A 26,016-nucleotide genomic window follows, 5' to 3' on the forward strand; every position below is an offset into this window, starting at 1 on the left:
CCCAGGAGGTCCATCTTCACCAGGCCGAAGTCCTCGGTCTGGTCCTTCTCCCACTGCACGATCGGGACGCCCTTGGGCGCGATCTCGACCGGCACGTGGTTCGAGAGCTCGTCCGGCACGAGCACGATCCCGCCGCTGTGCACGGCGAGGTGGCGCGGGTGCCCCTCCAGCGCCTGGGCCTGCGCCAGGATCTCGGGCCAAGGGGGCTCGAAGTCCACGCCGCGGAACCGGGGGCGGCGCTGCATCCCCTCGATCGGGTCCTCGACGCCCCAGTGCCCCTGCAGGCGGCGGGTCACGTTCATGATCTCGGCCTCGGGCAGGCCGTAGACCTTGGCGATCTCGTGGATCGCCCCGCGCTGCTGGAAGCCGACGTGGTTCGCCACCATCGCCGCGCGCACGGGCGCTCCGTTTTCGGCGAGCACGTCCAGCTGGATCTGGTCGCGCTCGTCCCAGGCGAAGTCCACGTCGATGTCGGGCGGGTCCTTGCGCTCGGGCGAGAGGAAGCGCTCGAAGAACAGGTTGTGCCGCACCGGATCGACATGGGTGATGCCGAGCAGGTAGGCCACGATGCTCGCCGCCCCCGAGCCACGGCCGCAGATCCGCGGCGTGCGCGACGTGATCGCCTCGACGATCAGGAAGTAATCGGAGAAGCCCTTGTCGCGGATGATCGCCAGCTCGCGATCCAGCCGCGCGCGCACCTCCGGCGCCGGCCGCTTGCCGTAGCGGTGCACGATCCCCGCCTCGCAGCGGGCGCGCAGGATCTCGAACGCCTCCCCCTTGTCGAGCGGGTAGGAGGGAAAGACGGTGCGCCCCATCTCCCAGTCCACGGCGCACTCCTCGCCGAGCCTGGCCGCGTTCTCCAGCGCTTCGGGCGCGTGCGAAAGCCGCGCCTCCATGGCGGCGGCCGACGCGAACACGCGTCCGATCTCGGCCGTGTCGTCGGGCGGCACGCGCTCGAGCGTCGTGTTGCGGTCGATGGCGCGCACGATCTGGTGCAGGCGGCGCGACTCCGGTCTCGTGAAGTGCACGTCGTTGGTGGCCGCGCAGGGGATGCCGCGCGCGCGCGCCCAGGCGCGGAGCGGGCGGTCGCCGCGCCCGGGGACGAGCTCGGCGTAGACCGATACCGAGTCGCGAAGCGACTCCAGCAGCCCCCGGTCCTCGGAGAGCAGGACGAGATCCGCCGCGTGCCGGCGGACGTCGCGCTCGATCGAGAACTCGGGATCCAGGTGTCGCGCCGTGATCACGTGGCAGAGCGACGCGTAGCCCGAGCGGCCGCGCGCCAGGAGCACCGCCCGCCCGCGTCCTCCGGGCGCGGCGTGGGGCGCGTCCTTCTCGAGAATCTCCGCGCCGGCGATCGGGATGAGCCCGGTCTCGGCGCACATCTGGCGATAGAACACGAACCCGTAGAGCGCGTTCGTGTCGGTGAGCGCGAAGCGGTCCATGCCGTGCGCGCGGGCCGCCGTGATCAGGGCCTCGATCGGCTCGGGCCCGCGCATCATCGAGTAGTGGCTATGGACGTGCAGATGGACGAAGCGCGACACCGAGGGCCATCCACGAAGCGGGCACGAGCGCGTCCGTGCCCAGGCGGGAGCGGAGCCGGTCGAGCGCGACGTCGAACTGGGATCGGCGGTCCTGGACGGCGGAGGGCCACAGCATGAGCTGCTCCGCGCGCGCGGCGTCCTCCCACGCCGCGAGCCGGATGCGCCGCACCCGCACGCGCCGCGTGAGCGCGCCGTCGAGCAGCGCGAGCGCGGCCGCGCCGAGCGCGCGCTCGCCCGAGATCCCCTCCCGAATCACCCGCCGGGCGCGGCCGTGCCGGCCGTCAGCGTAGATCGCCCCGACCTCCAGACGGTTCGCGGCCGTGCCGCGCCGGCGGATCCCAAAGCCCACTTCCAGTGCGAGCCGCTCCATGCGCGCGGCCAGCACGCGGCGGTCGTTTGTCTCGGCCGCGAGCGTCTCCTCGGCGACGGCCGTCGGCGGCCGCGCGGCCCGCTCGGGCGCGCCGTCCAGGCCGCGCGCCTCCCGCCAGAGCGAGAAGGCGGCGGCGCGCCCCACGGCCGCCTCGAGCTGTCCCACCGCCAGCGCCTGCACGTCCCGCACGTGCCGCACGGCGAGCAGGTCCAGCCGCTCCGACGCGAATGCCCCACGCGCGGAGGGGAGAACCCGCACCGCCAGCGGCCCGAGGAACGCAGCCTCGCTTCCCGTGGGAACGTCGAGCAGCTCGCCGTCCGGCGCCAGCACGCCCGCGGCCACCGCGCTCACGAGGCGGGTCGAGGCGACCCCGAGCGTGGGGTGGAGGCCGAACCATCGCTCGACTTCCCTGCCCGCGCGCGAGGCGCGGTCGCAGGCGTCGCGGTGCGTGCGCGCGAGACCGGTCAGGTCGAGGACGAAGCGTCCCGGCCTGGGCGCCCCGCCGAGCGGCGCCAACGGCAGGAGGCGGTCGCGGATCGAATCGGAGACGCCCGCGTAGAGGTCGGCGTCGGGCGGGATCGGCACCAGATCGCGACAGACGCGCCGCGCCGCCAGGAGCGGCATGCCCGGATAGACCCCCTGCGCCGCCGCCTCGCGCGACGCCAAGAGCACGCGCGGCCGCGACGAGTCGGGCGGGGCGAGCGCCACCGGGCGCCCCACGAGCTTGGGGCAGCGGCGCCGCTCGGCCTGGATGGCGAAGGAGTCGATGGCGAGATGGACGAGGATGTGTTCCATATTTATGTACCGGCGCGCCGCAGCGCGCCGGAACCTAGTGGTATTGGCGAACCAGCCCGACCAGCACGCCGCGGATCTCCAAGCGATCAGCGGCGACCCGCAGCGGCTTCATCGCCGCATTCGCGGGCCGAAGCTCCACCCAGCGTCCAGCCGAGCCCGGCCCATGAAACCGCTTGAGCGTGGCCTCGCCGTCCACGATCGCGACGATCGTCTGCCCGTTCTCGGCGCGCCGCGCGCTCCGCACGACGACCACGTCGCCGTCCTGGATGCCGTCGTCCACCATGGAGTCGCCGCGCACGCGGAGCGCGTAGCGCTCCCCCGCCCCAAGGAGCGAGGCCGGCACCTCGATCTCTTCCGGGATTTCGATCGCCTCGATCGGCCGTCCCGCCGCGATCGTCCCGAGAAGCGGCAGCGTGGCGGCTTCGGGGCGGGTCGAGCGCCGGATGCGCGTCTCGAGAGGCGGCGCCGTCCTGTCCGCCGCCCATTCCCGCCCCGGAGCCGCCGCCGCGAGCCAGCGCTTGGCGTTCGGCGGGGCCGCGACCAGGTAGCCGCGCCGCCGGAGCTGCGCGATCAGCTTGGACACGGCGTTCAGCGAGGCCAGGCCCAGGTGCCGCCGGATCTCGTCGTACGAGGGCGCGTAGCCGTTCCGCCGCGAGAAGCGGATCACGAAGTCGTAGGCGGCGCGCTGCCGTGGCGTGAGCATCTGTTCCCTTCTCCGCGCGAGCGGCGGTTTCCTGCGGGCCCCCGAGGCGGCCGCGTGGCGCCCTGTAAGCAGCCGTCCGGGACCCGCTCCCCCAGGCGGTAGGAAGACGCCCGAAGGGACATGAATGAAGATAGGTGAACAAAAGGTGAAAGTCAAGCGTGCTAGGATGCCCGCATGCCCCCGACCGACGTGGCCGTGTTCCGGTCCTTCCGGGACCCGGTGCTCGCCGTTTGGCCGTATTGGTCGCGCCCCGAATTGCTGGAGCGCTGGCTGGGCGCGGCCGAGGTCGACTTGGAAGCGGGTGGGTCCTTCCAGGCGACGCTGTGGAACGGGGACGTGGTGCGCGCGACGATCCTGGCCGCGGCCCCGCCCAGTCGACTGGATCTCGCCTGGCGCGGCGAGGGTCCCGATGCGGCGATGACGGTCCGCGTCCGGCTCGAGCACCAGGGCCCGGGATGCCGGATCGCGGTCGAGGAGGAGGATCCCGGAAGCGACGTGGAGCGCGCGCACGCCTGCGCGTGGTGGCATGCCGCCCTGGACGCGCTTCGATCGGCGATCGACGGGAATCCCGACGCCCATCACTGGGGCGATCGGCTGCCGATCGTGCTCCGGACTCCCCTGGCGCGCGGGGCATCCGACATCTGGCCGCTTCTCTCCACCGCATCGGGCCTGGCGAAGTGGCTCGCGACCGCCGAGCGCTTCGATCCGGTGCCGGGAGGGGCCTTCCGCTTCGTGTCGCAATTCAAGGGGAGCGAGATCGTCGAGGAGGGACGCGTGGAGGCGGTCGAGCCGGACCGGCTGGTCGCGCTCTCGTGGGAGTGGATGGGCCAGGGGTGGCAGGCGGCCACGCGCGTGGAGCTGCGGCTGGAGCCCGATCCCACGGGAACGGCGCTCGTGATCCATCACTCGGGATTCGACGCCCTCGAGCCGGAGCAGCGCCTGGTCGCGCGCGTGAACTACGCGGCGGCATGGCGGGACGTGATGCACGACCTGAAGCGGCTGGTGGCGCCCGGCCCGACCGGCTGACTTACATCCGCAGCACGATCTTCCCCACGTTGGCCCGCGACTGGAGGAGGCGGTGCGCCTCGCCCGCTTCGGCCAGCCCCATCACGCGTCCCGGCTGCGGCGTGATCTCGCCCAGGTCGGCCAGCGAGACCAGCTCTTCCAGCACCTTCCGCATCAGCGCGCGGTTTCGGATCAGCTCGCGCAGGTTGACGCCGTGGAGGCCCAGGCTGGGCCGGAGCAGGTCGATGAACGTGAACCGCGGCGCGCGCAGCAGGTAGCTCAAGGCGCCCAGCACGCCCTTTCCCGAAAGACCGCTCACCCCCAGCGACACCACCCGTCCGCCGGGCCGAAGCGACTTGAGCCCGTCGCGGATCGTCGGGCCGCCCACGGAGTCGAGCACGATGTCGTAGGCGCGTCCCCCGTAGATCCGCTGCCCCAGACGCGCGATGTGCAGATGGCGCGACTGCACCACGTGCTTCACCCCTTCCGACAGGAGCCGCGCGCGCTTGAAGTGCGTTCCCGCCGCACCCGTCATCTCGAGGCCGGCGCGGCGCGCGAGATCCACCGCCGCCATCCCCACGCCGCCCGCCGCCGCGTGGATGAAGATGCGCATCCCCGGCTCCACGGGCCCGGTGCGATAGAGCGCGACGTAGGCCGTGCCGTAGTTCAAGGGAAGGGTCGCCGCGCACTGGTAGGCGAGCGAGTCGGGAATCGCGATCACCTGCTCGGCGGGAACGGCGATCCGCTCGGCGTAGCCGCCCGTCAGGTGGTACGCGAGCACCCGCTGTCCCACGCGGAACCGGTCGACCCCCTCGCCGAGCGCGATCACGTCGCCGCTCGTCTCGTGCCCCAGGACGAAGGGGCGCGGCGGCGCCTCGGGGTTCAATCCCTGCCGCGACAGCACGTCGGTGAAGTTGACGCCGGCGGCCTGGACCTGGATCAGGACCTCGCCGGGGCCGGGATGCGGCTCGGGGGCCTCCTCGACGCGGAGCGTTGCGGGAGGGCCGGCTCTTCGAAGGGTGACGGCGCGCATCGCGGCACTATACCCGATCGCGCAGCCTCGCCGCCGTGTCGAACACCTCCTGCCACATCGCGCGCGTGAGCACGCCGGTGCTCGTGTTTTGCTGGCTGGGGTGATAGGAGCAGAGGAGCCATCCGCCTTCGGGCAGCGGATGGGCGACGCCGTGGCCGAACGCGGGCTTCTTCGGCCCCAGGTCGTCGCGACCCAGCGCGCGACGCGCGCGCAAGAACGCCTCGAACCCGATCCTTCCCAGGACCAGCCGGACGCGCACGCGCGCGAGCGCCCGCATCTCGCGGACGAGGTACTCGCGGCAGCGCTCGGCCTCGACCGGAAGCGGCCGGTTTCCGGGAGGCGCGCAGCGGAGGGCGGCCGTGACGTAGGCCCCGCTCAACCGCATCCCGTCGTCCCGGGAGACCGATTCCGCCTGACTGGCCAGCCCCTGCCGGAACAGCTCGCCGTAGAGCCACTCCCCCGACTTGTCCCCGGTGAAGACCCGGCCGGTGCGATTCCCGCCATGGGCCGCCGGCGCCAGGCCGATCACCAGGAGCCAGGCTTCGGAGTCGCCGAAGCCCGGAACCGGCCTTCCCCAATAGACCTGGTCCCGAAACGCCGCCCGCCGGGTCCGGGCCACCTCCTCGCAGTAGCGCCGGAGCCGGGGGCAGCGCTCGCAGCCGACCACGTCCGCGGCGATCCCTGCCAAGTTGTCTGGCGAGGCGTCCCTAGGGCTCATTCCCGCATCATACCAACGGCACCTTGATCCTCCCCTCCCCTACGGGAGACAATGCACGCAGGGGTCGAGGAGGCCCCTAACCAATCATGCAGCCGCTACTTCCGTTACTCACGACGTTGCTGCCGGTGCTGTACGGCCTGAGCGCGGCGGGCTATGCGCGCGTCTACATCGCCGAGCCGGGGGTGTTCGAGGGAACCCGCGGGCAGAGCGGCGGCCCGCTCCTCCTGCGCGCCGCCGTCTTCGTGCACATCCTCTATCTCGCCGCGCGCGGCCTGATGGAGGGGCACCTGCCGCTCGCGTCGGTCTATGACTTTCTGTCAGCCACCGGCTTCTCGCTCGCCGTGGTCTATCTGTACGTGGAGATGCGCGTGCGGATCCGCACGACCGGCATCTTCGTCGTCCCGCTCGTCTTCATGCTGCAGATCCTCGCCTCGGCCTACGGCGTCGCCTCGCCCGCGATCAAGCCGCCGATCAAGCCGATCTGGTTCGAGCTGCACACGCTGGCGGCGGTGCTCGGCTACAGCGCGTTCGTGGTCTCGGCGATCTACGGGATCCTCTTTCTCATCCTCTATCGCGACATCAAGGCGAACCGCGTCTCCCTCTTCTACAGCCGCATGCCTCCCCTGGAGACGCTGGGCCGCATGAACGCCAGCGCCGCGGGGGCGGGGCTCGTGCTCCTGGCGATGGCGATCGGTATGGGCATGGGCTGGGCGCGGCTGGCCGGCGTGGCCTTCCTCTCCGATCCCAAGACGTGGCTCACGATCGTGGCCTGGGTCATCCTGGCCTTCGCCGTGCTGGCCTACCACCGCCTGGGATGGCGGGGGCCGCGCGCGGTCTACGCCTCGCTGGCCGGGTTCACGACGCTTGTCCTCTCGCGCTTCGCGGTGGACCTCTTCTTCCACTCGTTCCACACGTTCCGGTAGGCGATGGCCGCCAACTCCCGCACGCTCGACCTCTTCTGCGTCGGATTGAACCACGAGACCTCACCGCTCGAGGTGCGCGACGCGCTCGTCATGAACGACGAGGAGGTGGAGCGCGCGATCCAGGCGCTGCGGGAGCGCGGCGGAGCGAGCGAAGCGCTGGTCCTCTCCACCTGCAACCGGACCGAGGTCTACGCGCGCGGCGCGACGATCGAGGATCCGTCCGCGTTCGTCACGGCCCTGCTCCACGAGATCAAGGGGATGGACCTCTCCGGCAAGGAGGGCCGCTTCCTCTACACCTATCGCGAGCCCGAATCGGTGCGGCATCTCTTCCGCGTCGCCTGCGGGCTCGACTCGCAGATCCTGGGCGAGCCGCAGATCACGGGCCAGGTGAAGGACGCTCTCTCGCTCGCGGCCCGCTCCGGCGGATCGGGCCCCGTCATCGACCGGCTGCTCGACGCCGCGCTCCGCGCCGCCAAGCGCGCCCGGACCGAGACCGGAATCGGCCGCGGACCGGTGTCCAGCGCCTACGCCGCGGTGAGCCTCGCGACCAAGGTGCTCGGCGGCCTGGGCGACAAGCGCGTCCTCCTGATCGGCGCCGGAGAGATGGCGGCGCTGGCGGCGGCCCATTTCCGCGACGCGGGGGTGGCGCAATTCATGGTCGCCAACCGTAGCCGCGAGCGCGCGGACGCCTTCGCCGTCGCCTACTGCGCGCGCGTCGTCTCGCTCGAGGCGCTCCCCGTCGTGCTCCCCGGCGCCGACATCGTCGTCAGCGCGACCTCGGCGCCCGACGCGGTCGTGCGCGAGGACATGGTGCGAAACGCCATGAAGATCCGGAAGAACCGCTCGATCCTCTTCTTCGACCTCGCCGTCCCGCGCGACGTCGAAGCCTCGGTCGCGCGGCTTCCGAACGTCTTCTTGAACGACCTCGACGCCCTGGGCGGGATCGTGGCGCAGAGCCTGGCGCATCGCCGGGGCGAGATCCCCAAGGTGGAAGCGATCGTCGAAGAGGAGCTGTCGCGCTTCCTGCGCTGGCACCGCTCGCTGGCCGTGGTTCCCACGGTCACCGCGTTCCGGAATCAGGTCGAGACGATCGCCCGGCAGGAGCTGGAGCGGCACAAGGGGAAGTTCCGAGCCGAGGACCACGCCGCGCTGGACGCCCTGGTCCACGGCATCGTGCAGAAGATGCTCCACCGTCCCACGACCAAGCTCACGAGGGCCGACGAAAAGGCCCCCGAGGGGATCGCCCGGATCGACGCCATCCGCGATCTGTTCGGAATCGAGGAGGAGGATTCCGATGCGGATCGGAACCCGCGGTAGCGCGCTCGCCCTGGCCCAGAGCGGCCACGTGCGCGAGCGCCTGGCGAACGGCGCTCCCGACGACATCCCGCTCGAGGTGATCGAGACCTCCGGCGACCGCAATCCGATGGCCTCCCTCCGCCGCTTCGGCGGCAAGGGGATCTTCACCAAGGAGATCGAGGAGGCGCTGCTGCTGGGCCGCGTGGACCTCGCGGTCCATTCGCTCAAGGACCTGCCGACCGAGATGACGGCCGGGCTCATGATCGGCGCGATGCTCCCCCGCGAGGACCCCCGCGACGCGGTGATCGCGCGCGGAGGAACGCCGCTCGAGAAGCTCCCTGCCGGCGCCACGGTGGGCACCTCTTCGCTCCGGCGAAAGGCGCAGCTCCTGGCGAAGCGGCCCGATCTGAACGTCGTGGACCTGCGGGGGAACGTGCCCACCCGGATCGCGAGGCTCGAAGAGGGGCGTTTCGACGCGATCGTCGTGGCGGCCGCGGGGCTCCGCCGGCTGAACCTGATCGACCGCGCCACCGAGCTCCTGGACGACGCCTTCATGCTCCCCGCGCCCGGGCAGGGCGTGGTGGCGATCCAGATCCGCGAGGGGGATCCGGAGACGGCGGCGGCGGTGGGCAAGCTGCACGATCCCGGCGCCGCCGCGGAGGCCGCGGCCGAGCGGTCGCTCCTCTCCGCGCTGGGCGGCGGCTGCCTGGTCCCGATCGGCGCACGCGCGAAGATCGAGGACGGCACCGTCACGCTCGCGGGCTTCGTCGGCGATCCCTCGGGACGGCCGGCGCTGCGGCGCACGGCGCGCGGTCCCGCCTCCGACCCGGAAGCGGTGGGGCGCGAGCTGGCGCGGATGCTCCTCCACGAGGGCGCGCGCGCGATCCTGGACCGGGCCCGTGGCGACGAGGTCTTTCCGTGAGCGAGCCGCGTCCCCTCCTGGTCGTGGCGCGGAGCGAGCCCTCCGACGACGAACTGATCCGCGCCGCCGAAAGCCAGGGATTCGACGTGGCGCGGCTCGAGCTGTTCGAGACGCGCCCCGGCGGGCAGGTGGACGCGCTGGCGGAACGCTTGCAGCGCGTCGAGCCGGGCACCGCCGTGGCATGGACCAGCCGCCGCGCGGCGGTGGTGCTGGCGCAGACGGCGCTCCCCAAGCGGCGCGAGGCGCTCCAGGCGATGCCGCTCTACGCGGTCGGGGAGGAGAGCGCTGCGCCGATCCGCGGCGAGGGGCTGGAGGTCTTGGTGCCCGGCAGCGGTCTGGGCGCGGGACATCTGGCCGCCTACCTGGTCGAGCACGCGCAGGGACTGGGCGTGAAACGCGTCCTCTTCCTGCATGGGGATCGCGCGCTGGCCGATTTTCCGGACGCGCTCACGCGCGCCGGGATTCACGTGGAGAAATACGAGCTCTATCGCACGGTCTACCTGCCGGCCGACCCCGCGCCGGTGGTGCGGGCCCTCGACGCGCGGCGTCCTTGCGTCATCGCCTACTACAGTCCCTCGGGCATCGCGGGGCTGGAGCGGCTGCTCGACCCCGCGACCGGCGAGGTGCTCCATTCGGAAGCGATCGCGATCGCGCGGGGGGAAACGACCTACCAGGCGCTCCTGCGCTGGGGGTACGCGCATGCCGTGCGCCCCACGGGCGCCCGGCGGCATGACGCCTTCGTTCTCGACGCGATACAATCGGTATCGAGGAGCCCTCATTGACCTTCCCGACCACACGACTCCGCCGCCTGCGCGCGACCCCCGCGCTCCGCGCCATGACGCGGGAGACCACGCTCGACGCCGCCGACCTGGTGGCGCCGCTCTTCGTCGCGCACGGCGACACGGCGCGCCGCGAGATCGGCTCGATGCCCGGACACGCCCAGCTCTCGGTGAAGGAAGCGGTGCGCGAGGCGAAGACGCTCGCGGAATTGGGCGTGGGCGGCGTGATCCTCTTCGGCATCCCGAGAGCCAAGGACGCCGAGGGGAGCGAGGCGTACGCCGAGGACGGCATCGTCCCGCGCGCGCTCCGCGCCATCAAGGAGGCGGTCCCGGAGCTGCTCCTCTGGGCCGACGTCTGTCTCTGCGAATACACCGACCACGGGCACTGCGGCCTGATCCGGGACGGGCGCGTGGACAACGACCGCACCCTCCCGCTCTTGGCGCGCGCCTCGGTCGCCTACGCGCGCGCGGGCGCCGACCTGATCGCCCCGAGCGACATGATGGACGGACGCGTGGGCTCCATCCGCCGCGCGCTGGACGAGGCGGGGCTGGACGACACGCCGATCGTGGCCTACTCCGCCAAGTACGCGAGCGCGTTCTACGGGCCCTTCCGCGAAGCCGCCGAGTCGGCGCCGCAATTCGGCGACCGGCGCGGCTACCAGATGGACCCGGCGAACGGGGATGAGGCGGTGCGCGAGGTGGCGCTGGACATCGAGGAAGGGGCCGACATGGTGATGGTGAAGCCGGCGCTCCCCTACCTCGACGTGATCCGCCGCGTGAAGGAGCGCTTCGGCATGCCGGTCGCCGCGTACAACGTGTCCGGGGAGTACTCGATGATCAAGGCCGCCGCCGAGCGCGGCTGGCTGGACGGAGAGCGCGCCGCCCTCGAGGTGCTCACCTCGATCCGCCGCGCGGGCGCCGACGTGATCCTGACCTACTTCGCGAAAGAGGTCGCTCCCCTCCTGGGAAGGAGCGCGCGATGAGCGGCCCCCGACCCGGAGAGCGGCCGGTGACCACCGCGGGAGTCCCGGCGCGCACCCGCGAAAGCGAGATCCTCGCGCGACGCGCCGAGGGACTGCTGCCCGGCGGCGTGGATTCTCCGGTGCGCGCCTTCAAGGGCGTGGGCGGGACGCCGCGCTTCATAGCCTCGGCGAAGGGCGCCGTCATGACCGACGCCGACGGCAACCGTCTCCTCGACTACGTGCTGGGCTGGGGACCGCTCCTCCTGGGGCACGCGCATCCCAAGGTCGTGGAAGCGGTGAAGCGCCAGGCCGACCAGGGCACCCTCTACGGGGCCAGCACGCGACTCGAGGTGGAGCTGGCCGAGCGGGTGCGCCGCTTCGTTCCGGCGGCGGAACGGATCCGATTCGTCTCCACCGGCACCGAGGCGACGATGAGCGCCCTGCGCGTGGCGCGGGCCGCCACCGGACGGAGCGCCTACGTGAAGCTGGACGGCTGCTACCACGGCCACGCCGATTCGTTCCTGATCCAGGCGGGCTCGGGCGTCGCGACGCTCGGGATCCCCGACTCGCCGGGCGTGCCGGAGAGCACCGCCCGGGAGGCGCGCATCGCCTCGTACAACGACCTCGACTCCGTGGCCGCGCTCTTCGAGCGCGAGCCCCAGGGAATCGGGGCCGTCATCGTGGAGCCGGTGATCGGCAACTACGGGGTGCTCACGCCCGAGCCGGGCTTCCTTCCGGGGCTTCGCTCGCTCTGCGACCGCCACGGCGCGGTCCTCATCTTCGACGAGGTGATGACCGGCTTTCGGGTGGCGCGCGGCGGCGCGGCCGAGCGCTACGGCGTCCGCCCCGACCTGGTCACGCTGGGCAAGGTGATCGGCGGGGGCCTTCCGCTCGCGGCCTTCGCCGGCCGCGCCGACCTGATGGAGCGCGTCGCGCCGCAGGGGCCCGTCTACCAGGCCGGCACCTATTCCGGAAACCCGCTCTCGATGGCCGCCGGCAACGCCGCCCTCGAGACGCTCGAGCAGGACCCCGATCTCTTCCGCCGGGTGGAGGCGCGCACCACGCTGCTCGCCGCGGGCTTCCGCGAGATCCTCACGCGCCGGCGGATCCCCGGGACGGTGAACGCGGTGGGCTCGATGTGGACGATCTTCTTCGGCCCCGCCCGCGTGACCTCGATGAAGGACGTGCGCTCGGCCGACAAGCCGCGGTTCGCCCGTTTCTTCCACGGCATGCTGGAGCGCGGCATCTACCTTCCGCCCTCCGCGTTCGAGAGCGCATTCCTTTCCGACGCGCACACCGATGAGGATATCGACAGGACCCTGGAAGCCGCCGACGAAGCGATGGAGGGGCTCACGTGACCCAGCTCGCGCCCGCTTACCCGTTCCTCCGCGCCTGCCGCGGCGAGCCCAGCGCGGAGACGCCGATCTGGATCATGCGCCAGGCCGGACGCTACCTGCCCGAGTACCGCGCGCTTCGCGAGAAGCACGGGTTCCTCGAGTTCTGCACCGTGCCCGAGTTGTGCGCCGAGGTCACGGCGCAGCCGATCGACCGCTTCGGCTTCGACGCGGCGATCCTTTTCTCGGACATCCTGATTCCGGTGATCGGGCTGGGCGTGCCGATCGCCTTCAATCCGGGCCCCGTGCTCGACTTCCACATCGAGCGCCGCGAGGACGTCGCCCGGCTCCACTGGAAGGGAGCCGCCGAATCGACGCCCCACGTGCGGCCGGTGATCCGCGCCGTGCGCGAGCGGCTCGCGGGACGCGTGCCGCTGATCGGCTTCGGCGGCGCCCCCTTCACGCTGGCGTCCTACCTGGTCGAGGACGGCCGCGCGAAGGACCTGACCAAGACGCGCTCGTTCCTCTCGCGCGATCCGGAATGGTTCGCGCGGCTCCTGGACATCATCGTCGAAGCCACGATCGACTACCTGAAAGCGCAGATCGCGGCGGGCGTGGACGCCATCATGCTGTTCGACACGCAGGCAGGAGCGCTTCCGCCGGCGGAGTTCGCGCGCACCGCGGCGGCTTCGGCCGCGCGCGTGCTCGCGGCCCTCCCCAAGAGCACGCCGACGATCTACTTCGCGCTGGCTCCGGCGGTGGGACACCTGGAGGCGCTCCGCTCCATCCGCGCCGACGTCTATGGCCTGGACTACCGCGTGTCGGTCAGCCAGGCGCGCGCCATCCTGGGGCAGAGCCACGGGGTGCAGGGCAATCTCGATCCCGCGGTGCTCCTCGGGCCGCCGGAGGAGATCGTGGTGCAGGCCGAGTCGATCCTGCGAGAAAACGCGGGGCGGCCGGGGTTCATCTTCAACCTGGGGCATGGCATCTGGCCGGAGACGCCGGTCGAGAGCGTGTCCCTGCTCGTCCAGACCGTCCGGCGCTTCCGCGCTCCCGCGGGGATCCCATGAGCGACGCTTCGAATTCCAAGCCCGCGCCCGCCTCGGTCACGGCCGACTTGCTCGCCAAGTACGACCGCCCGGGGCCGCGCTACACCTCGTATCCCACCGCGGTCGAGTTCCACGAAGGGTTCGACGCGAAGCGCTACATCGCCAAGCTGGAGGAGGCGGCGCGGAAGCCCGAAGAGCCGCTCTCGCTCTACGTCCACCTCCCCTTCTGCCGGGAGCGGTGCAGCTTCTGCGGGTGCAACGTGATCATCACGCAGAAGCCGGGCGTGGCGGACGCCTACCTGGACGACCTGGAGCGCGAGGTGAATCTCGTGGCCGACCGGCTCGGGAAGCGGACGCGCCTGGTGCAGTACCACTGGGGCGGCGGCACGCCGACCTATCTCTCGCTGGAGCAGATGCGGCGCGTCTGGAACATGATCGCCAAGCGATTCACCTTCGCGGACGACGCCGAGATCGCGATCGAGGTGGACCCGCGCGTCACGACGCGCCGCCAGGCGGAGCTGCTCCGCGAGCTGGGCTTCAACCGGATCTCGATGGGCGTCCAGGATTTCGATTCCGACGTCCAGGAGGCGGTGAACCGCTACCAGACCTTCAACCAGACGCGCGACCTGCACCTGTACATGCGGGAGCTGGGCTTCGAATCGATCAACTTCGACTTCATCTACGGGCTGCCCCACCAGACGCAGGCGACCTTCCGGAAGACGATCGAGCTGGCGCTGGAGCTGCGCCCCGACCGCGTGGCCGTCTACTCCTACGCGTTCGTGCCCTGGATCAAGGCGCACCAGAAAGCGATCCGCCCCGAGGACCTGCCCCCGCGCGACGTGAAGCTGCAGCTCTTCGGCATCGCGCACGAGCTGTTCCTGGGCGCGGGCTACCAGCAGATCGGCATGGACCACTTCGCGCTGCCGACCGACTCGCTGGCCGTGTCGGCGCGAAACCGGGCCCTCTTCCGGAATTTCATGGGCTACACGACGCACCCCGCGCGCGACTACATCGGCTTCGGGGTCTCCTCGATCGGAGACCTGGGCGGCGCGTTCGCGCAGAACACGAAGAAGCTGAACCGGTACAAGGACGCGCTGGACCAGGGCCTTCCCCCGATCGAGCGCGGCTTCGAGCGCAGCCGGGACGACGAGATCCGCCGGGACGTGATCCAGGAGCTGATGTGCAACTTCCACCTGGACATCCCGCTGATCGAGAAGCGCTACGGGATCCGCTTCGCCGAGTACTTCGCCGACGCCCTCCGCGAGCTGGACGAGAGCGGTCCGGTGCAGCACGGCTTCGTGCGCCGGAACGAGAAGGAGATCGAGGTGACCGAGGCGGGACGGCTCTTCGTGCGGAACGTCTGCATGGCGTTCGACGCCTATCAGAAGAAGAACGAGGCCGAGAAGAAGCCGATCTTCTCCCGGACAGTCTAGCGGGCCGGGCTTGCCCGGCCCGTCTGAGCCACTACCCTTCGCACGAGAAACAACTGCATGAAAACAGGGATCCTGCTCCTCAACCTCGGCGGCCCCGACACGCTGGACGCGGTGCGCCCCTTCCTGGTGCGGCTCTTCAGCGACCGCGAGATCATCCGGCTCCCCGGCGGCCCGGTGGGCCAGTGGTTCATCGGGCGGATGATCGCGGTCAAGCGCACCAAGGAAGTGCAGGAGAACTATCACAAGATCGGCGGGGGCTCTCCGATCGTCTGCTGGAGCACCCTCCAGGGCGAGGGGATGGTCCAGCGCCTGCGCGCGCGCGGACACGACGTGGAGTACGCGCTCGCCATGCGCTACTGGAATCCCGACACCGACGCCGCTTTGGATCGGCTGGAATCGCTGGGCTGCGACCGGCTGGTGGCGCTCACGATGTATCCGCACTACTCGGTGGCGACGACTGGTTCGTCCATGGCGGAATTGCTGCGCGTGATGAAGCGCCGGAAGACCCGGCTTCCCCTCACGCGAATCGAGACCTGGTACGACCATCCGGGATATCTCGACGCCCTGGCCGCGCGCGTGCGCGCCAGCCTCGACACCTTCCCGCCGGGCTCGCGCCCGATGCTCCTCTTCTCCGCGCACGGACTGCCCAAGCACTTCATCGACGACGGCGACCCCTACTGCGAGCACATCCGGGTCACGCTGGACGGCGTGCGCGCCAGGCTCCCCGAGCTGCCCTGGACGATCGGCTACCAGAGCCGCGTGGGTCCGGTGGAGTGGATCGGCCCGAGCACCGACCAGGTGATCGACCGGCTGGGACGCGAAGGGGTGAAGGACGTGCTCGCGGTGCCGATCTCGTTCGTCTCCGACCACATCGAGACGCTCTACGAAGTCGACATGCTCTACGGAGATCAGGCGAAGAAGGTGGGCATCGTCAACTTCCGCCGCCCCGAGGGGCTGAACGACTTCCCCCCATTCCTGGACGCGCTCGCGTCGGTGGTGGAGCCGGCACTCGCGCAAACCGGCGAGCCGGTGCTGGCTGCGGGGTAGATAGCTGGCCTGTCGGCCGCGAACGTCAATCATGCACAACATGCGTAAACGAGATTCACCGCCGCTAGCGGCGGTAAAAAGTTGTCCGGTATTCTGACGTTCCGAAGGGTGAGCTAGTCCTACGGCTTCACACCCGCCGTGGCCTGCGGCAGGGTTCTTCCTCGTAACGTCACCAACGAATCCAGCTCGACCCGCGTGAGCATCGCAGGATTTCCCCGCATCGGCCACGACTGCACGATGCGGTCGGCCGCGAGCCCCTCGTCATCCAGTGCCTTCAGGAAGCGCTCGGCGCGGCGGCTGGCGCGCGTCTTCCCGTCCACCGTGACCCAACCCTGCTCCGTCTCGAACAGCATCCGCTGCTTTGGAAACCAGAAGACCACGAACTCGTTCGTGTGGTCGGAGCGCGGCCCGATGTTCACGGCGACCAGCCGATTGGTGGAGTCGGCCAGGTCGAAGCGCTTGGCGAAGGTCTGCATGGAGAGGGGCCGTTTGGCGCGCGCCAGCCGGTCGGGGTGCAGCGTGAAAGCCAGGTCCGACATCTGCCGCACGAAGTGCTCGTTCCCCGGCGTCGTGACGACCGTCGCGCCCTCCGCCACGAACGCGCGGAGACCCCCCGCGTAGTGCGGGTGGTAGTGGCTGAACAGGAAATAGCGGATCGGCTTGTTCGGGAACTGCCGCTTCGCGGCGTCCGCGATCCGCTCGCCGTTCTCGCTTCCGACGGCCGCTTCGAGGACCGCGAGCTTGTCCGCGAACTCCACCACCAAGGTCCTCGTGTCGAGGTCGTCCAGGTCCGCCGACCAGAGCCCCGGTGCCAGGGGCGCGAGCTTCACTTCGGCCCGCATCGAGTCGGCGGGCTCGGGTGGGTCGTAGCCTGGGGGCGACGCCAAAGAGTCGGGAGCGTCCGTCCGGAACGAGACACGGCGCTCGGCCATCGACCACTGCATGTCGCGCTCGTGGACGATCTGGCGCATCTCGGTGGGAACGAGGCCCGGTTCCCCGTAGGCGTAGAGGACGCCGTCCCGCACATCGCCCAGTCGGGGATGCGGCCTCGTCGTCATGTACGAGATCACGGCGCCGTCGATGGGCCGCAGCGTGAGCGCTCCGGACCCGGGTCGGTTATCGCTCAGGAACCAGACGCCTCCCGGTCCGCCGCCGGTCACGCGCGCGCGCGCGGTCGCCGCGCTCGCTCCGGCCGCTCGCGCCACCTCCCAGGGGAACCCTGCCGTGACCTGGGCCAGGGCCTGCTCGCGCCGCTCCGCACCGATCTCGCGCCACGGGCTGCCCGGGGCGGAGCGGTAGAGGAGCGTCCCGCCGGCGCCGGCCGGCAAGAGCATCCAGCTTTCCGGCCCGCCGGCCGAATCCCCCTGGATCCACGTGGTCCAGTCCAGACGCACCGCCCCTTGGCCGTTCGACAGGAAGCGCTGCCGCGATCGATACGGCTGCTTCTCGCCCGGGGTGCGGAAGTGCCCTTCCAGCTCCAGGACTCCCTCGTACTGGATCTCGATGCACTTCCCCGGCGCGGGAGCCGGAGAACCGGAGATCGCGGCCTTGAGCTGGGCGGCGAGCAGGGCCGCCGGGGTCGACCTTCCGGGCGGCGGCGAAGGCTTCCCGGGCGGCGTGCTCCTTCCGGACGGCGGCGACGGCGCGAGAAACGCCGCACACAGGGCGAGTGCGGCGGCGCGGCGAAGGGACCAGCGGGTCAGAGGCATGCCTCAGAACACTAGGGCCTTCCGGCGCGGAACGCTAGTATCCGCGCATGCGCGTCGTCATCATCGGCGGAGGAATCGCGGGTCTCTCCGCGGCGTGGGCCATTCGCGCCGAAGCGGCGCGCCGCGCCGAGTCGCTCGAGCTGACCGTGCTGGAGGCGGGGCCGCGCGCGGGCGGGCGGATCCGCTCGACGCGCGAAGACGGCTACCTGGTCGAGTGGGCGGCCAACGCCGTCCAGGGAACGCACAACGCGGCGTGGCGGCTGGCCGAATCGGTGGGCCTCGCCGACCAGCGGGTGCTGGGCAGCACCGACGCGGCCCGCCGCTACATCTGGCGCGGCGGCCGCCTCCACCGCCTTCCGCTGAACCCGGCCGCCTTCTTCGGCTTCACCGGCCTCTCCCCCGCTTCGCGGCTGCGCGTCGCGATGGAGCCCTTCTTCGCCAATCGCGTGAAGAAGGAGGAGAGCGTCCACGACTACGCCGTGCGGCACATCGGCGAGGAGGCGGCGAGCGTCCTGATCGGCGCCGTGGTGCGCGGCGTCTTCGCCGGAAATTCGAAGCGGCTCTCGGTGGACGCCGCCTTCCCCGTGATGCGCGAGATGGAGCGGAGCCACCGTTCGCTGGTGGTGGCGATGATGGCGCGGTCCAAAAAGGGAGGCGCCGGGGGCGCCGGCCGCGCCGCGGGGCCGGGGGGACGCGCCCTCTGGAGCTTCACGCGCGGCCTCGAATCGCTGACCGACGCCCTGGCGGCACGGCTGGGCGATGCGGTTCGGCTCGCCACGCCGGCGCTGGCGCTGGAACGGAACGGGACGGGCTACGTCGTGCGGATGGCGAGCGGCGACCGGCTCGAGGCCGATTCGGTCGTGCTCGCGATCTCCGCGCGGGCGGCGGCGGCGCTCCTGCGCCCGCTCGACGCCGAGCTCGCCAAGCTCCTCGGGACGATCGAGCCCGCGGGGGTGGCCGTGGTCGGGCTCGCCTTCCGGAACGACCGCTTCCGCACGCCGCCGGACGGCTACGGCTACCTGGTCGTGCCCGGCGAGGATCTGCCGATCCTGGGCGCACTCTTCGAGTCGAACCTGTTTCCCGGACGCGCGCCCGAGGGGCAGACGATGGTGCGGGTCATCATGGGCGGCGCGGACCGGCCCGATCTCCTCACGCGGAGCGACGCCGATCTCGCGGGGCTTGCGATGGGGGCGCTGGACAAGACGCACGGGCTGGCGAGCGGCCCCGAGCGGACCTGGGTGATCCGGCAGGACGCCTCCATTCCCCAATACGCGGTCGGACACATGGCGCTCCTGGCCGACCTGGACCGCCGCCTGGCGGCGAACCGGGGACTGCTCCTCGCGGGAAACGGCTATCGGGGGGTGTCGGTCGCCTCGCTGACGGAGGACGCGGAGCGGATCGCGGCGCGCGTCGTCAGCGCGCCCGGCGGATGAGCCAGACGATCAGCGCAGAGAGCATTCCCACGGGGAGGCCCAGCAGAAGCAGCGTCGTCCCGATGTAGGCGGCCTTGTTGGTCGAGGACGACGAGGCACAGAAAGCGCAAGCCGCGGGAAGCAGCCGGAAGAACGACGCGTGCGCCACCGCGAGCGCCGCCTTCGCCAGCATCGCCAGCACTGCCGTCAACGCCACGGCTCGTACACCACGGCGTAGAGCACCGGCCAGACCCCCACCACGAAGAGCCAGAACATGCGGGAGAGCGTGAACGCGACCCGGGCATCGTCGGGACGTCCCTCGCGCGCGGCCCGCGCCATCTTCCGGGACGCGACGAGCAGCACGATCAGCGCCGCGAGCACGTGGATCGCGTGCGCCACGACCAGGGCGTAGAAGGTCGCCCCGTAAATCCCCGACGTCGTCGTCAGGCCGAAGGCGGTGAGGCGCGCCCACTCCAGTCCCTGCACGGCGAGGAAGACCACGCCCAGGGCCGCGCCGGCGCCGATCGCGCGCGTCGCCGCACCCATCCGGTCGGGGAACGAGGCGCTCGCGCGGATCACCGAAGCACCGCTCAAGAGAAGGACCACCGTGTTCGCCAGCGTGAGGCCCATCGGCAGCCGCGGCTGTCCCGCCGGGGGCCAGGAGGGCTGCCCGGCGCGGAGCACCACGTGGGCGCTGACCAGCGCGGCGAAGAACATCGCCTCCGTGAAGAGGAACAGGGTCATGCCGATGACCCCGGTCTCGACCGCGCGGTCGACGGGGGTCAGCGTGCGCGTGGCGCCGCGAGCCATGGAAGCGCTAGCCGCCGTAGACACGGACGATGTCCGGGAAGAGGCCGAAGAAGAGGATGGCGAGCGCGAGCACCCCCGCGACCAGGATCGCCACGACGTGCGCGGGCTCGAACTTGAGGTGCATGTAGAAGGCGATCACGAGCGAGGCCTTCACGATCGCGACGAGCCAGATGAGGAGCGCCGCGAGCTGGGCGTGGCGGAGGTAGGCGAGGAGCAGCGACAGGATCAAAGCACCCATCAGCACGCCCCAGATCGCCACGTAGTTGGGGTGGCGCCGCTCCGGCGCCGGAATCGTATGGGTCATCGCGCGGGCGCTCTCCTCAGTTGGCCAGGTACAACAGCGGGAACAGGAAGATCCAGACCACGTCCACGAAGTGCCAGTAGATGCCGACCAATTCCACGCGGTGCGTGTCGCTCCGGCGTGCCACCATCTGCCGTATCGCCAGGATCGCGAAGAGCCCGCCCGTGACATGCAGGGCGTGGAGCCCCGTGAGCGCGTAGTAGAAGGACCAGAAGAGGCCGCTCACCGGGGTGAAGCCCATAGACATCTCGTGGCCGTATTCGAAGGCTTTCACGCCCAGGAACACCCCGCCGAGAGCGATCGTCCCGAGCATGTGCCGCGAGGCCCGCTTGAGATCGCCGTGCTCCACCGCCGCGTGCGCGAGGACCATGAACAGGCTGGAGGTGAGGAGCACCAGCGTGTTGAACGCGCCGGCGGGCCTGACCGTGTGGCGCGCCAGGGCGCCCCACTCCGGGTGGCGCAGGCGGAAGAGCACGTAGCAGACGATCAGCCCGCCGAAGATCACGACCTCCGATCCGAGGAACCACCAGATCGCCAGCCGTCCCGTCGAGATTCCGGTCGACCGGATGAGGTCGTGGCGCCGCGGCGCGGCGGCGTGCGCGGCGGCCCGGCTCACAGCGGTCTCCCCGGCGCGACGTCTTGCGGGAACCAGTCGGCGTCGCGCCCCGGGGCGCTGTACTCGTAGGGGCCGCGGTAGACGACCGGCGTCCCCTCGAAATTGCCGTGCCCCGGCGGCGACGGCACGGTCCACTCGAGCGTGTTCGCGCGCCAGGGGTTTTTCCCCGCGACCGCGCCGAAGCGCAGGCTCCCGAAAAAGTTGAGCACGAACGGGATCTGGAAGAGGAGGAGCCCGATCGTGCCGAGGGTCGCGGCCAGCTGGAGCGGGTGCAGGTCTCCGAGGTGCGCGAAGACGCGCGGATCGAACGTGCGGCGCGGATAGCCGCGCAGCCCCAGGCCGAACATCGGCATGAAGGTGACGTTCACGAAGAGGAAGGTCCCCCAGAAGTGGATCTTCCCCAGCGTCTCGTTCAGCATCCGGCCGAACATCTTCGGGTACCAGTAGTAGATCCCGGCAAACAGGGAGAAGAAGACCGGCGGGATCAGGGCGTAGTGGAAATGGGCCACCACGAAGTAGGTGTCGTGCACGTAGATGTCGGCGGCCGCCGAGCCGTTGATGATCCCGGTCACCCCGCCCCAGAAGAAGACGCCGACCATCCCGATCGCGAAGAGCATCGCCGCCTTGAGCTCGATCGCTCCTCTCCAGAGGGTCGCGACGAAGGCGAACATCGTGATCGCCACGGGGACCGAGATCAGGATCGTCGTGATGCTGAACGCGCTCGCCAGGCGCGGGTCGATCCCGCTCACGAACTGATGGTGCGCCCACACGATGAACGAGAGAACGCCCGTGGCGAGCGTGGCGTACACCACCATCCGGTAGCCGAAGAGCGGCTTCCGCGCAAAGACGGGGAGGATCTCCGCGACGATGCCGAGTCCCGGGAGGAGGATGACGTAGACCTCGGGATGGCCGAAGAACCAGAAGAGGTGCTGGTAGAGCAGCGGATCGCCGCCGGCGCCGGGGTTGTAGAAGCCGGTGCCCGCAACGCGGTCCAGCAGGAGCAGCACCGCGCCCGCCACGAGCGGCCCCACCGAGAAGAGGAAGATCACGCTCGCGACCAGCTGCATCCAGACCATCATCGGCAGGTCGAACATCTTCATCCCCGGAGCGCGCAGGTTGATCGCGGTGGTGATGAAGTTGATCCCGCCCATGAGAAAGGCGACGAACTCGAGCGCGACCGCGGCGATCCAGAGCGGCACGCCCCACGCGGCGCCGGAATAGGCCACGTTGGCCGAGAGCGGCGGATAGGCGGTCCATCCCGCCGGCGAGGCGCCTCCCGGGACGAAGAAGGAGCCGAGCAGGATCAGGCAGCTCACGAGGAAGGTCCAGTAGGACATCATGTTCAGCCGCGGAAACGCCATGTCGCGCGCGCCGATCATCAGCGGGATCAGGAAATTGCCGAAGCCGCCCAGCAGCACCGGCATCGCCACGAAGAAGATCATGATCGTGCCGTGCATCGTGATCAGCGCGTTGTAGGTGCCGGCGGGCACCTCGCCGAATCCGGGCACCGCGCGATCCGGAAACGCGAGGTGCATCCGCATCACGTGCGCGAGCAGCCCTCCGATCACCGCCATGCAGAGGCCGGTGAGCAGGTACTGCTTGGCGATGTGCTTGTGATCGGTCGAGAAGAAGTAGGTGCTCCAGAACCCGTGCGGCGCGTCGTCGTGCGCCCCGGCATGCGCCGCCGGAGGCGCGGCCCGGGGCGGATCGAGAGGCGGCTCGAGGATCGTGGCCTCGCTCACGACTTCCCTCCCGTCTTCGGCGCCGGCTGGGGAGCCGGCGTGGGAGCTGCCTGGAATGCCGCCGCCTGGGAGGCCGGCTGGGCGGCTATCCGGGAGTCGAGCCACCGCTCGTAGTCCGCTTCGGTGTCGACGTAGAGCGTGCCGCGCATGAGCCCGTGCGCCACGCCGCACAGCTCCGCGCAGAGGACGCCGTAGCTGCCGGGACGCGTCGCGCGGAACCAGCCCTGGATATGGCGCCCCGGCACCGCGTCCTGCTTCAGGCGGAGCTCGGGAACCCAGAAGGAGTGGAGGCAGTCGGCCGCGCCGAGGGTGAACGCGACGTTCTCGCCCACCGGCACGTGGATCTCGTTGGGGATGACGATGTCGTCGGGCGAGCCGAGGATGCCGTCCTTCCCGGGATGCGTGAACGTCCACGCCCACTGGCGCCCCTCGACGCCGATCTGCAGCTGCGCCGGCGGAACCTTCTCCTTGATCGTCTTCCAGACGCGCTCGCCGAAGGCATCGATGGCCAGATCGCACACGAGAATGGCGACGCAGGGGATCAGGATCCACCCGGTCTGGCGGAAGCTCTTGCCCGGCACGTAGGCCGCGCGCACGCCGTCCTTCTTGCGGTACCGGAACGTGAACCAGAGGAGGATCCCCTCGGCCGCGACGAACCAGACCCCCACGATGAGGGTGATGACCCACATCACGCGGTCGATATCGCCCGCGTAACTTGATGCAGCAACAGGCATTAGGTGCATGCGCGGCGAGCCCTCGGGTGCGAATGTTAATGGGGATTAACTCGAGGGAGGATGGGGGATGCCGACCGGAGTCGCTATGGAGCCGAGGGATACCTGCGAATGGTACTCAGGTATACCTGCCCTCGTACTCGCAGCGCGCTTCGCAGGTCTCGTGAACCGTGATGCGCGCGAGCGACGGAAGCGAGTGCTTGAGTCGTTCCCAGAGCCAGCCCGCGAGATGTTCCGACGTGGGATTGTCGAGGCCCGGGATCTCGTTCAGGTAGTAATGGTCGAGCTGCTTCCGCAGAGGCTCCACGGCATCCCGGATCACCGCATAGTCGAGGAACCAGCCGGTGCGCGGATCCACCTCTCCCTCTACGGTGACCTCGATGCGAAACGAATGGCCGTGGAGGCGGCGGCACTTGTGCCCGTCGGGCGCGTTCGGCAGCAGGTGCGCGGCTTCGAACGTGAAGTCCCGGGTCAGCCGGACTCTCATCGCGTCCTCTCCCTCATGCTCATCGCAGCCCCACCGCCTTGTGCGTCTGCGGAATGATTCGCGCTTCGGGGTAGCGGTCCCAGGGCCACCACTCGAACACGGCGCGGCCGTCGCCACTTCCGTGCTCGGGCTGCAGCACGACGGCGCCGCGGTACTCCAGGGCGTCCAGGAAGCGCACCGCGTCGTTCACGTCCCCCTCCGACTGGATCACGAACTTGAGCTGCCGGCGCTCCTCGGGGAGCGCCATCAACTCGCGCAGCGTGGGAAGCTGCGCCTCCACGGGATCCCCCTCGAACGTCCGCGCGCTCTCCCCCTTGGGCGAGATCGTCCAGAAGTCGATCAGGGCCATCAGCGGCTCCACGACGCGCGAGCCGCTGGTCTCGACCGAAATCCACCAGCCCCGCTCCCGCAGCGAGCCCAGGAGCCACCCGAGCGATTCGGCGGGGGCGATCAACGGTTCCCCTCCCGTGAGGCACAGCCGCCGAACGGACGGATGATGCAGGATGCGATCGAGCACCGCATCGGGCGACATCGTCTCGAAACGCCCGATCCCGCTGGTCGCCAGCGCCTCCGGCTGATCGCACCAGACGCATCGGAGCGGGCAGCCGTAGAGTCTAAGAAAAACGGTCCGCTCGCCGACGTGGACCCCCTCCCCCTGGACGGAGAGGAAGATCTCGTTCACGCGAAGGGGTTTCAGATCGGGTGCGGGCATCGGACGATTCTACCGGTTTCCCCGGGGATTGACCTGCTCCGTGGCCGTTCGTACAATCCCCGGCAATCGACACCGGGCCGTCGGAAATGCCCGGCCGCCAACAGGAACGGAGGTTGGACGACCATGGCCAAGGCGAACTACGGGGATCTGCCGATCAACCACAGCGACGAGCCGATCCGGTTGTTCAAGTCCGACTTCCTCGAGTTCTTCACCCACATCCACCCGGTCGTGGTGCTCGTGCTGTACGTGCCGGTGGTTCTCTTCTTCCTGGCGCGGGCGTTCCGGGAGCAGGGGGGCGGGGCCATCGGGCCGGTGTTCGGCATGTACGCGGTGGGCCTTCTGGTCTGGACCTTCTCCGAGTACATCCTGCATCGCTACCTGTTCCACTGGGACCCGCAGCATCCGTTCCTGAAGCGGGCGTGGTACCTGGTGCATGGCGTCCATCACGAGCAGCCGCAGTGCAAGACGCGCCTGGTCATGCCGCCGATCCTGAGCATTCCGCTGGCGGTCCTCTTCTTCCTCTTCTTCAAGACCCTGATCGGCACGATCCTCGGGCTCCCGCTCTGGGTGGCGCCGCTCTTCGCCGGCTTCGTGACCGGCTACATCGCCTACGACATGATGCACTATGCGGAGCACCACCTCTCGATGACGTGGGGCTTCCTCAAGTTCGTGAAGCGCTACCACCTGCTGCACCACTACAAGACCCCCGAGCATCGGTTCGGGGTCAGCTCCCCTCTCTGGGACTACATCTTCGGCACCAAACCGAAGGGCCGCTGACGCCTCCGCGGCGAGCCGGCAGGACGCCGTGAATCTGATCGCGGCGATTGTCGAGCGGCTGCGCCGCATGGTGGAGGTCGTCCAGGACTTCGTGCTGTTTGCCTGGGAGGCGATCCGGGCGACCTTCACGCCTCCGTACTACGGGCGCGAGTTCTTGAGCCAGCTCCACTTCGCCCTGGTCGGCTCGCTCCTGATCGTGGTCGTGTCCGCCGCGGTGGCGGGCCAGGCGCTGGCGATCCAGCTGGTGCGCGAGCTGGCGAACACGGGAGCCAAGTCGCAGCTCGGGCACTTCATGGTGATCTCGGTGGTGCGCGCGCTGGGACCGGTGCTCACGGGGATGGTGGTAGCCTCGCGCATGTCGGCCGGGATCACCGCGGAGCTCGGGGCGATGCGATCCAGCGACCAGCTCGATGCGCTGATCGCGTTCGGCTCGAATCCGATGAAGCGGCTGGTCGTGCCTCGTGTGGCGGCGCTCCTGATCGCGCTCCCCGTGCTCGTGATCATCGGGGACGCGCTGGCGGTGGTGGGCGGCGGGTTCGTGGGACTCCAGTACCACCTGCCCGTCGAGTCGTATTATTCGGGGGTGCTCAAGTACCTGACGCCCAAGAACGTGATGGTCGGCATGATCAAGCCGTTCGTCTTCGCCGTGATGATCGCGACGGTGGCCTGCTGGCGCGGGTTCCGGTCGGCGGGGGGCGCCAAGGGCGTGGGCGTCTCGACCACCGAGTCGGTCGTGATCTCCTCGGTGGGGATTCTGGTCGCCGACGGCGTCTGCACGCGGCTCGTGTTTCGAATCCTGGGTTGGTGAG

General features: G+C 70.2%; 27 protein-coding genes. 13 read left to right on the top strand and 14 right to left on the bottom strand.

Features of this window, described 5'->3' with window-relative positions:
• From VE326_06330 to lexA, 3 genes are all read right to left on the bottom strand, one after another.
• A partial coding sequence (locus tag VE326_06330; protein ID HYJ32821.1) for a PHP domain-containing protein occupies positions 1 to 1,541 on the bottom strand: 1,541 nt, incomplete at its 3' end.
• Positions 1,510 to 2,706, bottom strand: a complete 1,197-nt coding sequence (locus VE326_06335; GenBank protein HYJ32822.1) for a hypothetical protein — start codon at positions 2,704 to 2,706, stop codon at positions 1,510 to 1,512. The genes VE326_06330 and VE326_06335, both read right to left, overlap by 32 nt.
• A gap of 34 nt (positions 2,707 to 2,740) precedes the next feature.
• A complete protein-coding gene (lexA, locus tag VE326_06340) occupies positions 2,741 to 3,409 on the bottom strand; it encodes a transcriptional repressor LexA (protein ID HYJ32823.1) in 669 nt (222 codons plus the stop codon).
• 174 nt (positions 3,410 to 3,583) lie between these two features.
• On the opposite strand from lexA, the gene VE326_06345 reads away from it, so the two are divergent.
• The gene (locus tag VE326_06345) at positions 3,584 to 4,435 is read left to right on the top strand and encodes an SRPBCC family protein (protein ID HYJ32824.1); all 852 of its coding nucleotides are present in this window, start codon (positions 3,584 to 3,586) and stop codon (positions 4,433 to 4,435) included.
• Between the two features lies 1 nt (position 4,436).
• Here VE326_06345 and VE326_06350 read toward each other — a convergent pair whose 3' ends face one another.
• Complete coding sequence (locus VE326_06350; protein ID HYJ32825.1) at positions 4,437 to 5,447, bottom strand: zinc-binding dehydrogenase; 1,011 nt, start codon at positions 5,445 to 5,447, stop codon at positions 4,437 to 4,439.
• A gap of 7 nt (positions 5,448 to 5,454) precedes the next feature.
• Positions 5,455 to 6,165, bottom strand: a complete 711-nt coding sequence (locus VE326_06355) for a uracil-DNA glycosylase (protein HYJ32826.1) — start codon at positions 6,163 to 6,165, stop codon at positions 5,455 to 5,457.
• An 86-nt stretch (positions 6,166 to 6,251) separates the two neighbouring features.
• Between VE326_06355 and ccsA the strand changes: the two genes are divergently transcribed.
• Genes ccsA through hemH form a run of 9 tightly spaced genes read left to right on the top strand, consistent with a single transcriptional unit; the run spans position 6,252 to position 15,910 of the window.
• Entirely contained in the window at positions 6,252 to 7,088 is an 837-nt protein-coding gene (ccsA, locus tag VE326_06360) for a cytochrome c biogenesis protein CcsA (GenBank protein HYJ32827.1), read from the top strand.
• Positions 7,089 to 7,091: 3 nt separating this feature from the next.
• A complete protein-coding gene (gene hemA, locus VE326_06365; GenBank protein ID HYJ32828.1) occupies positions 7,092 to 8,405 on the top strand; it encodes a glutamyl-tRNA reductase in 1,314 nt (437 codons plus the stop codon).
• On the top strand, positions 8,383 to 9,306 hold the full coding sequence (gene hemC / locus VE326_06370; GenBank protein HYJ32829.1) for a hydroxymethylbilane synthase: 924 nt from the start codon (positions 8,383 to 8,385) through the stop codon (positions 9,304 to 9,306). Before hemA ends, hemC begins: the two co-directional genes overlap by 23 nt.
• Positions 9,303 to 10,088 (top strand): uroporphyrinogen-III synthase, encoded by a 786-nt coding sequence (locus VE326_06375; protein HYJ32830.1) that lies wholly within the window; start codon positions 9,303 to 9,305, stop codon positions 10,086 to 10,088. Before hemC ends, VE326_06375 begins: the two co-directional genes overlap by 4 nt.
• A complete protein-coding gene (gene hemB, locus VE326_06380; protein ID HYJ32831.1) occupies positions 10,085 to 11,068 on the top strand; it encodes a porphobilinogen synthase in 984 nt (327 codons plus the stop codon). The genes VE326_06375 and hemB overlap by 4 nt, the downstream gene beginning before the upstream one ends.
• Positions 11,065 to 12,405, top strand: a complete 1,341-nt coding sequence (gene hemL / locus VE326_06385) for a glutamate-1-semialdehyde 2,1-aminomutase (protein HYJ32832.1) — start codon at positions 11,065 to 11,067, stop codon at positions 12,403 to 12,405. Before hemB ends, hemL begins: the two co-directional genes overlap by 4 nt.
• The gene (gene hemE / locus VE326_06390) at positions 12,402 to 13,451 is read left to right on the top strand and encodes a uroporphyrinogen decarboxylase (GenBank protein ID HYJ32833.1); all 1,050 of its coding nucleotides are present in this window, start codon (positions 12,402 to 12,404) and stop codon (positions 13,449 to 13,451) included. Before hemL ends, hemE begins: the two co-directional genes overlap by 4 nt.
• Entirely contained in the window at positions 13,448 to 14,863 is a 1,416-nt protein-coding gene (gene hemN, locus VE326_06395; protein ID HYJ32834.1) for an oxygen-independent coproporphyrinogen III oxidase, read from the top strand. The genes hemE and hemN overlap by 4 nt, the downstream gene beginning before the upstream one ends.
• A 57-nt stretch (positions 14,864 to 14,920) precedes the next feature.
• A complete protein-coding gene (hemH, locus tag VE326_06400; GenBank protein HYJ32835.1) occupies positions 14,921 to 15,910 on the top strand; it encodes a ferrochelatase in 990 nt (329 codons plus the stop codon).
• A gap of 119 nt (positions 15,911 to 16,029) precedes the next feature.
• Here the strand turns inward: hemH and VE326_06405 are convergent, their stop codons facing one another.
• Positions 16,030 to 17,619 (bottom strand): hypothetical protein, encoded by a 1,590-nt coding sequence (locus tag VE326_06405; GenBank protein HYJ32836.1) that lies wholly within the window; start codon positions 17,617 to 17,619, stop codon positions 16,030 to 16,032.
• 47 nt (positions 17,620 to 17,666) lie between these two features.
• On the opposite strand from VE326_06405, the gene hemG reads away from it, so the two are divergent.
• A complete protein-coding gene (hemG, locus tag VE326_06410; protein ID HYJ32837.1) occupies positions 17,667 to 19,052 on the top strand; it encodes a protoporphyrinogen oxidase in 1,386 nt (461 codons plus the stop codon).
• Here the strand turns inward: hemG and VE326_06415 are convergent.
• The 8 genes from VE326_06415 to VE326_06450 all read right to left on the bottom strand — a co-directional run bounded on the left by VE326_06415 (position 19,033) and on the right by VE326_06450 (position 24,430).
• Positions 19,033 to 19,248 (bottom strand): hypothetical protein, encoded by a 216-nt coding sequence (locus VE326_06415; GenBank protein ID HYJ32838.1) that lies wholly within the window; start codon positions 19,246 to 19,248, stop codon positions 19,033 to 19,035. The two genes, hemG and VE326_06415, sit on opposite strands and share 20 nt — an antisense overlap.
• A complete protein-coding gene (locus VE326_06420; GenBank protein ID HYJ32839.1) occupies positions 19,239 to 19,841 on the bottom strand; it encodes a cytochrome c oxidase subunit 3 in 603 nt (200 codons plus the stop codon). The genes VE326_06415 and VE326_06420 overlap by 10 nt, the downstream gene beginning before the upstream one ends.
• A 7-nt stretch (positions 19,842 to 19,848) precedes the next feature.
• The gene (locus tag VE326_06425) at positions 19,849 to 20,145 is read right to left on the bottom strand and encodes a cytochrome C oxidase subunit IV family protein (protein ID HYJ32840.1); all 297 of its coding nucleotides are present in this window, start codon (positions 20,143 to 20,145) and stop codon (positions 19,849 to 19,851) included.
• A 16-nt stretch (positions 20,146 to 20,161) separates the two neighbouring features.
• The gene (locus tag VE326_06430) at positions 20,162 to 20,758 is read right to left on the bottom strand and encodes a cytochrome c oxidase subunit 3 (GenBank protein ID HYJ32841.1); all 597 of its coding nucleotides are present in this window, start codon (positions 20,756 to 20,758) and stop codon (positions 20,162 to 20,164) included.
• The gene (locus VE326_06435) at positions 20,755 to 22,500 is read right to left on the bottom strand and encodes a cbb3-type cytochrome c oxidase subunit I (GenBank protein HYJ32842.1); all 1,746 of its coding nucleotides are present in this window, start codon (positions 22,498 to 22,500) and stop codon (positions 20,755 to 20,757) included. Before VE326_06435 ends, VE326_06430 begins: the two co-directional genes overlap by 4 nt.
• Positions 22,497 to 23,189 carry a cytochrome c oxidase subunit II gene (locus VE326_06440; GenBank protein HYJ32843.1) on the bottom strand — a complete coding sequence of 231 codons (693 nt, stop codon included), beginning with the start codon at positions 23,187 to 23,189 and terminating at the stop codon, positions 22,497 to 22,499. Before VE326_06440 ends, VE326_06435 begins: the two co-directional genes overlap by 4 nt.
• Before the next feature lie 160 nt (positions 23,190 to 23,349).
• A complete protein-coding gene (gene queD / locus VE326_06445) occupies positions 23,350 to 23,718 on the bottom strand; it encodes a 6-carboxytetrahydropterin synthase QueD (protein ID HYJ32844.1) in 369 nt (122 codons plus the stop codon).
• A 19-nt stretch (positions 23,719 to 23,737) separates the two neighbouring features.
• Positions 23,738 to 24,430, bottom strand: a complete 693-nt coding sequence (locus VE326_06450) for a 7-carboxy-7-deazaguanine synthase QueE (protein ID HYJ32845.1) — start codon at positions 24,428 to 24,430, stop codon at positions 23,738 to 23,740.
• 123 nt (positions 24,431 to 24,553) lie between these two features.
• On the opposite strand from VE326_06450, the gene VE326_06455 reads away from it, so the two are divergent.
• Both VE326_06455 and VE326_06460 read left to right on the top strand, forming a co-directional pair.
• Entirely contained in the window at positions 24,554 to 25,207 is a 654-nt protein-coding gene (locus VE326_06455) for a sterol desaturase family protein (GenBank protein HYJ32846.1), read from the top strand.
• A gap of 28 nt (positions 25,208 to 25,235) precedes the next feature.
• Positions 25,236 to 26,015, top strand: coding sequence for an ABC transporter permease (locus VE326_06460; GenBank protein HYJ32847.1), 780 nt, complete (start codon positions 25,236 to 25,238; stop codon positions 26,013 to 26,015).
• The last annotated feature ends 1 nt before the right edge of the window (position 26,016 follow it).

This window comes from Candidatus Binatia bacterium (assembly GCA_035631035.1).
Taxonomy (GTDB): Bacteria; Eisenbacteria; RBG-16-71-46; order SZUA-252; family SZUA-252; genus DASQJL01.

Bases quoted from the DNA above. Each gene is read 5' to 3' on its own strand.
- hemA (HYJ32828.1), top strand. From the start codon at position 7,092: ATGGCCGCCAACTCCCGCACGCTCGACCTCTTCTGCGTCGGATTGAAC.
- VE326_06450 (HYJ32845.1), bottom strand. From the start codon at position 24,430: ATGCCCGCACCCGATCTGAAACCCCTTCGCGTGAACGAGATCTTCCTC.
- hemL (HYJ32832.1), top strand. From the start codon at position 11,065: ATGAGCGGCCCCCGACCCGGAGAGCGGCCGGTGACCACCGCGGGAGTC.
- queD (HYJ32844.1), bottom strand. From the start codon at position 23,718: ATGAGAGTCCGGCTGACCCGGGACTTCACGTTCGAAGCCGCGCACCTG.
- hemC (HYJ32829.1), top strand. From the start codon at position 8,383: ATGCGGATCGGAACCCGCGGTAGCGCGCTCGCCCTGGCCCAGAGCGGC.
- VE326_06405 (HYJ32836.1), bottom strand. From the start codon at position 17,619: ATGCCTCTGACCCGCTGGTCCCTTCGCCGCGCCGCCGCACTCGCCCTG.
- VE326_06335 (HYJ32822.1), bottom strand. From the start codon at position 2,706: ATGGAACACATCCTCGTCCATCTCGCCATCGACTCCTTCGCCATCCAG.
- VE326_06355 (HYJ32826.1), bottom strand. From the start codon at position 6,165: ATGAGCCCTAGGGACGCCTCGCCAGACAACTTGGCAGGGATCGCCGCG.
- VE326_06345 (HYJ32824.1), top strand. From the start codon at position 3,584: ATGCCCCCGACCGACGTGGCCGTGTTCCGGTCCTTCCGGGACCCGGTG.
- hemH (HYJ32835.1), top strand. From the start codon at position 14,921: ATGAAAACAGGGATCCTGCTCCTCAACCTCGGCGGCCCCGACACGCTG.
- ccsA (HYJ32827.1), top strand. From the start codon at position 6,252: ATGCAGCCGCTACTTCCGTTACTCACGACGTTGCTGCCGGTGCTGTAC.
- lexA (HYJ32823.1), bottom strand. From the start codon at position 3,409: ATGCTCACGCCACGGCAGCGCGCCGCCTACGACTTCGTGATCCGCTTC.
- hemG (HYJ32837.1), top strand. From the start codon at position 17,667: ATGCGCGTCGTCATCATCGGCGGAGGAATCGCGGGTCTCTCCGCGGCG.
- hemN (HYJ32834.1), top strand. From the start codon at position 13,448: ATGAGCGACGCTTCGAATTCCAAGCCCGCGCCCGCCTCGGTCACGGCC.
- VE326_06455 (HYJ32846.1), top strand. From the start codon at position 24,554: ATGGCCAAGGCGAACTACGGGGATCTGCCGATCAACCACAGCGACGAG.
- VE326_06420 (HYJ32839.1), bottom strand. From the start codon at position 19,841: ATGGCTCGCGGCGCCACGCGCACGCTGACCCCCGTCGACCGCGCGGTC.
- VE326_06440 (HYJ32843.1), bottom strand. From the start codon at position 23,189: ATGTGGGTCATCACCCTCATCGTGGGGGTCTGGTTCGTCGCGGCCGAG.
- VE326_06350 (HYJ32825.1), bottom strand. From the start codon at position 5,447: ATGCGCGCCGTCACCCTTCGAAGAGCCGGCCCTCCCGCAACGCTCCGC.
- VE326_06425 (HYJ32840.1), bottom strand. From the start codon at position 20,145: ATGACCCATACGATTCCGGCGCCGGAGCGGCGCCACCCCAACTACGTG.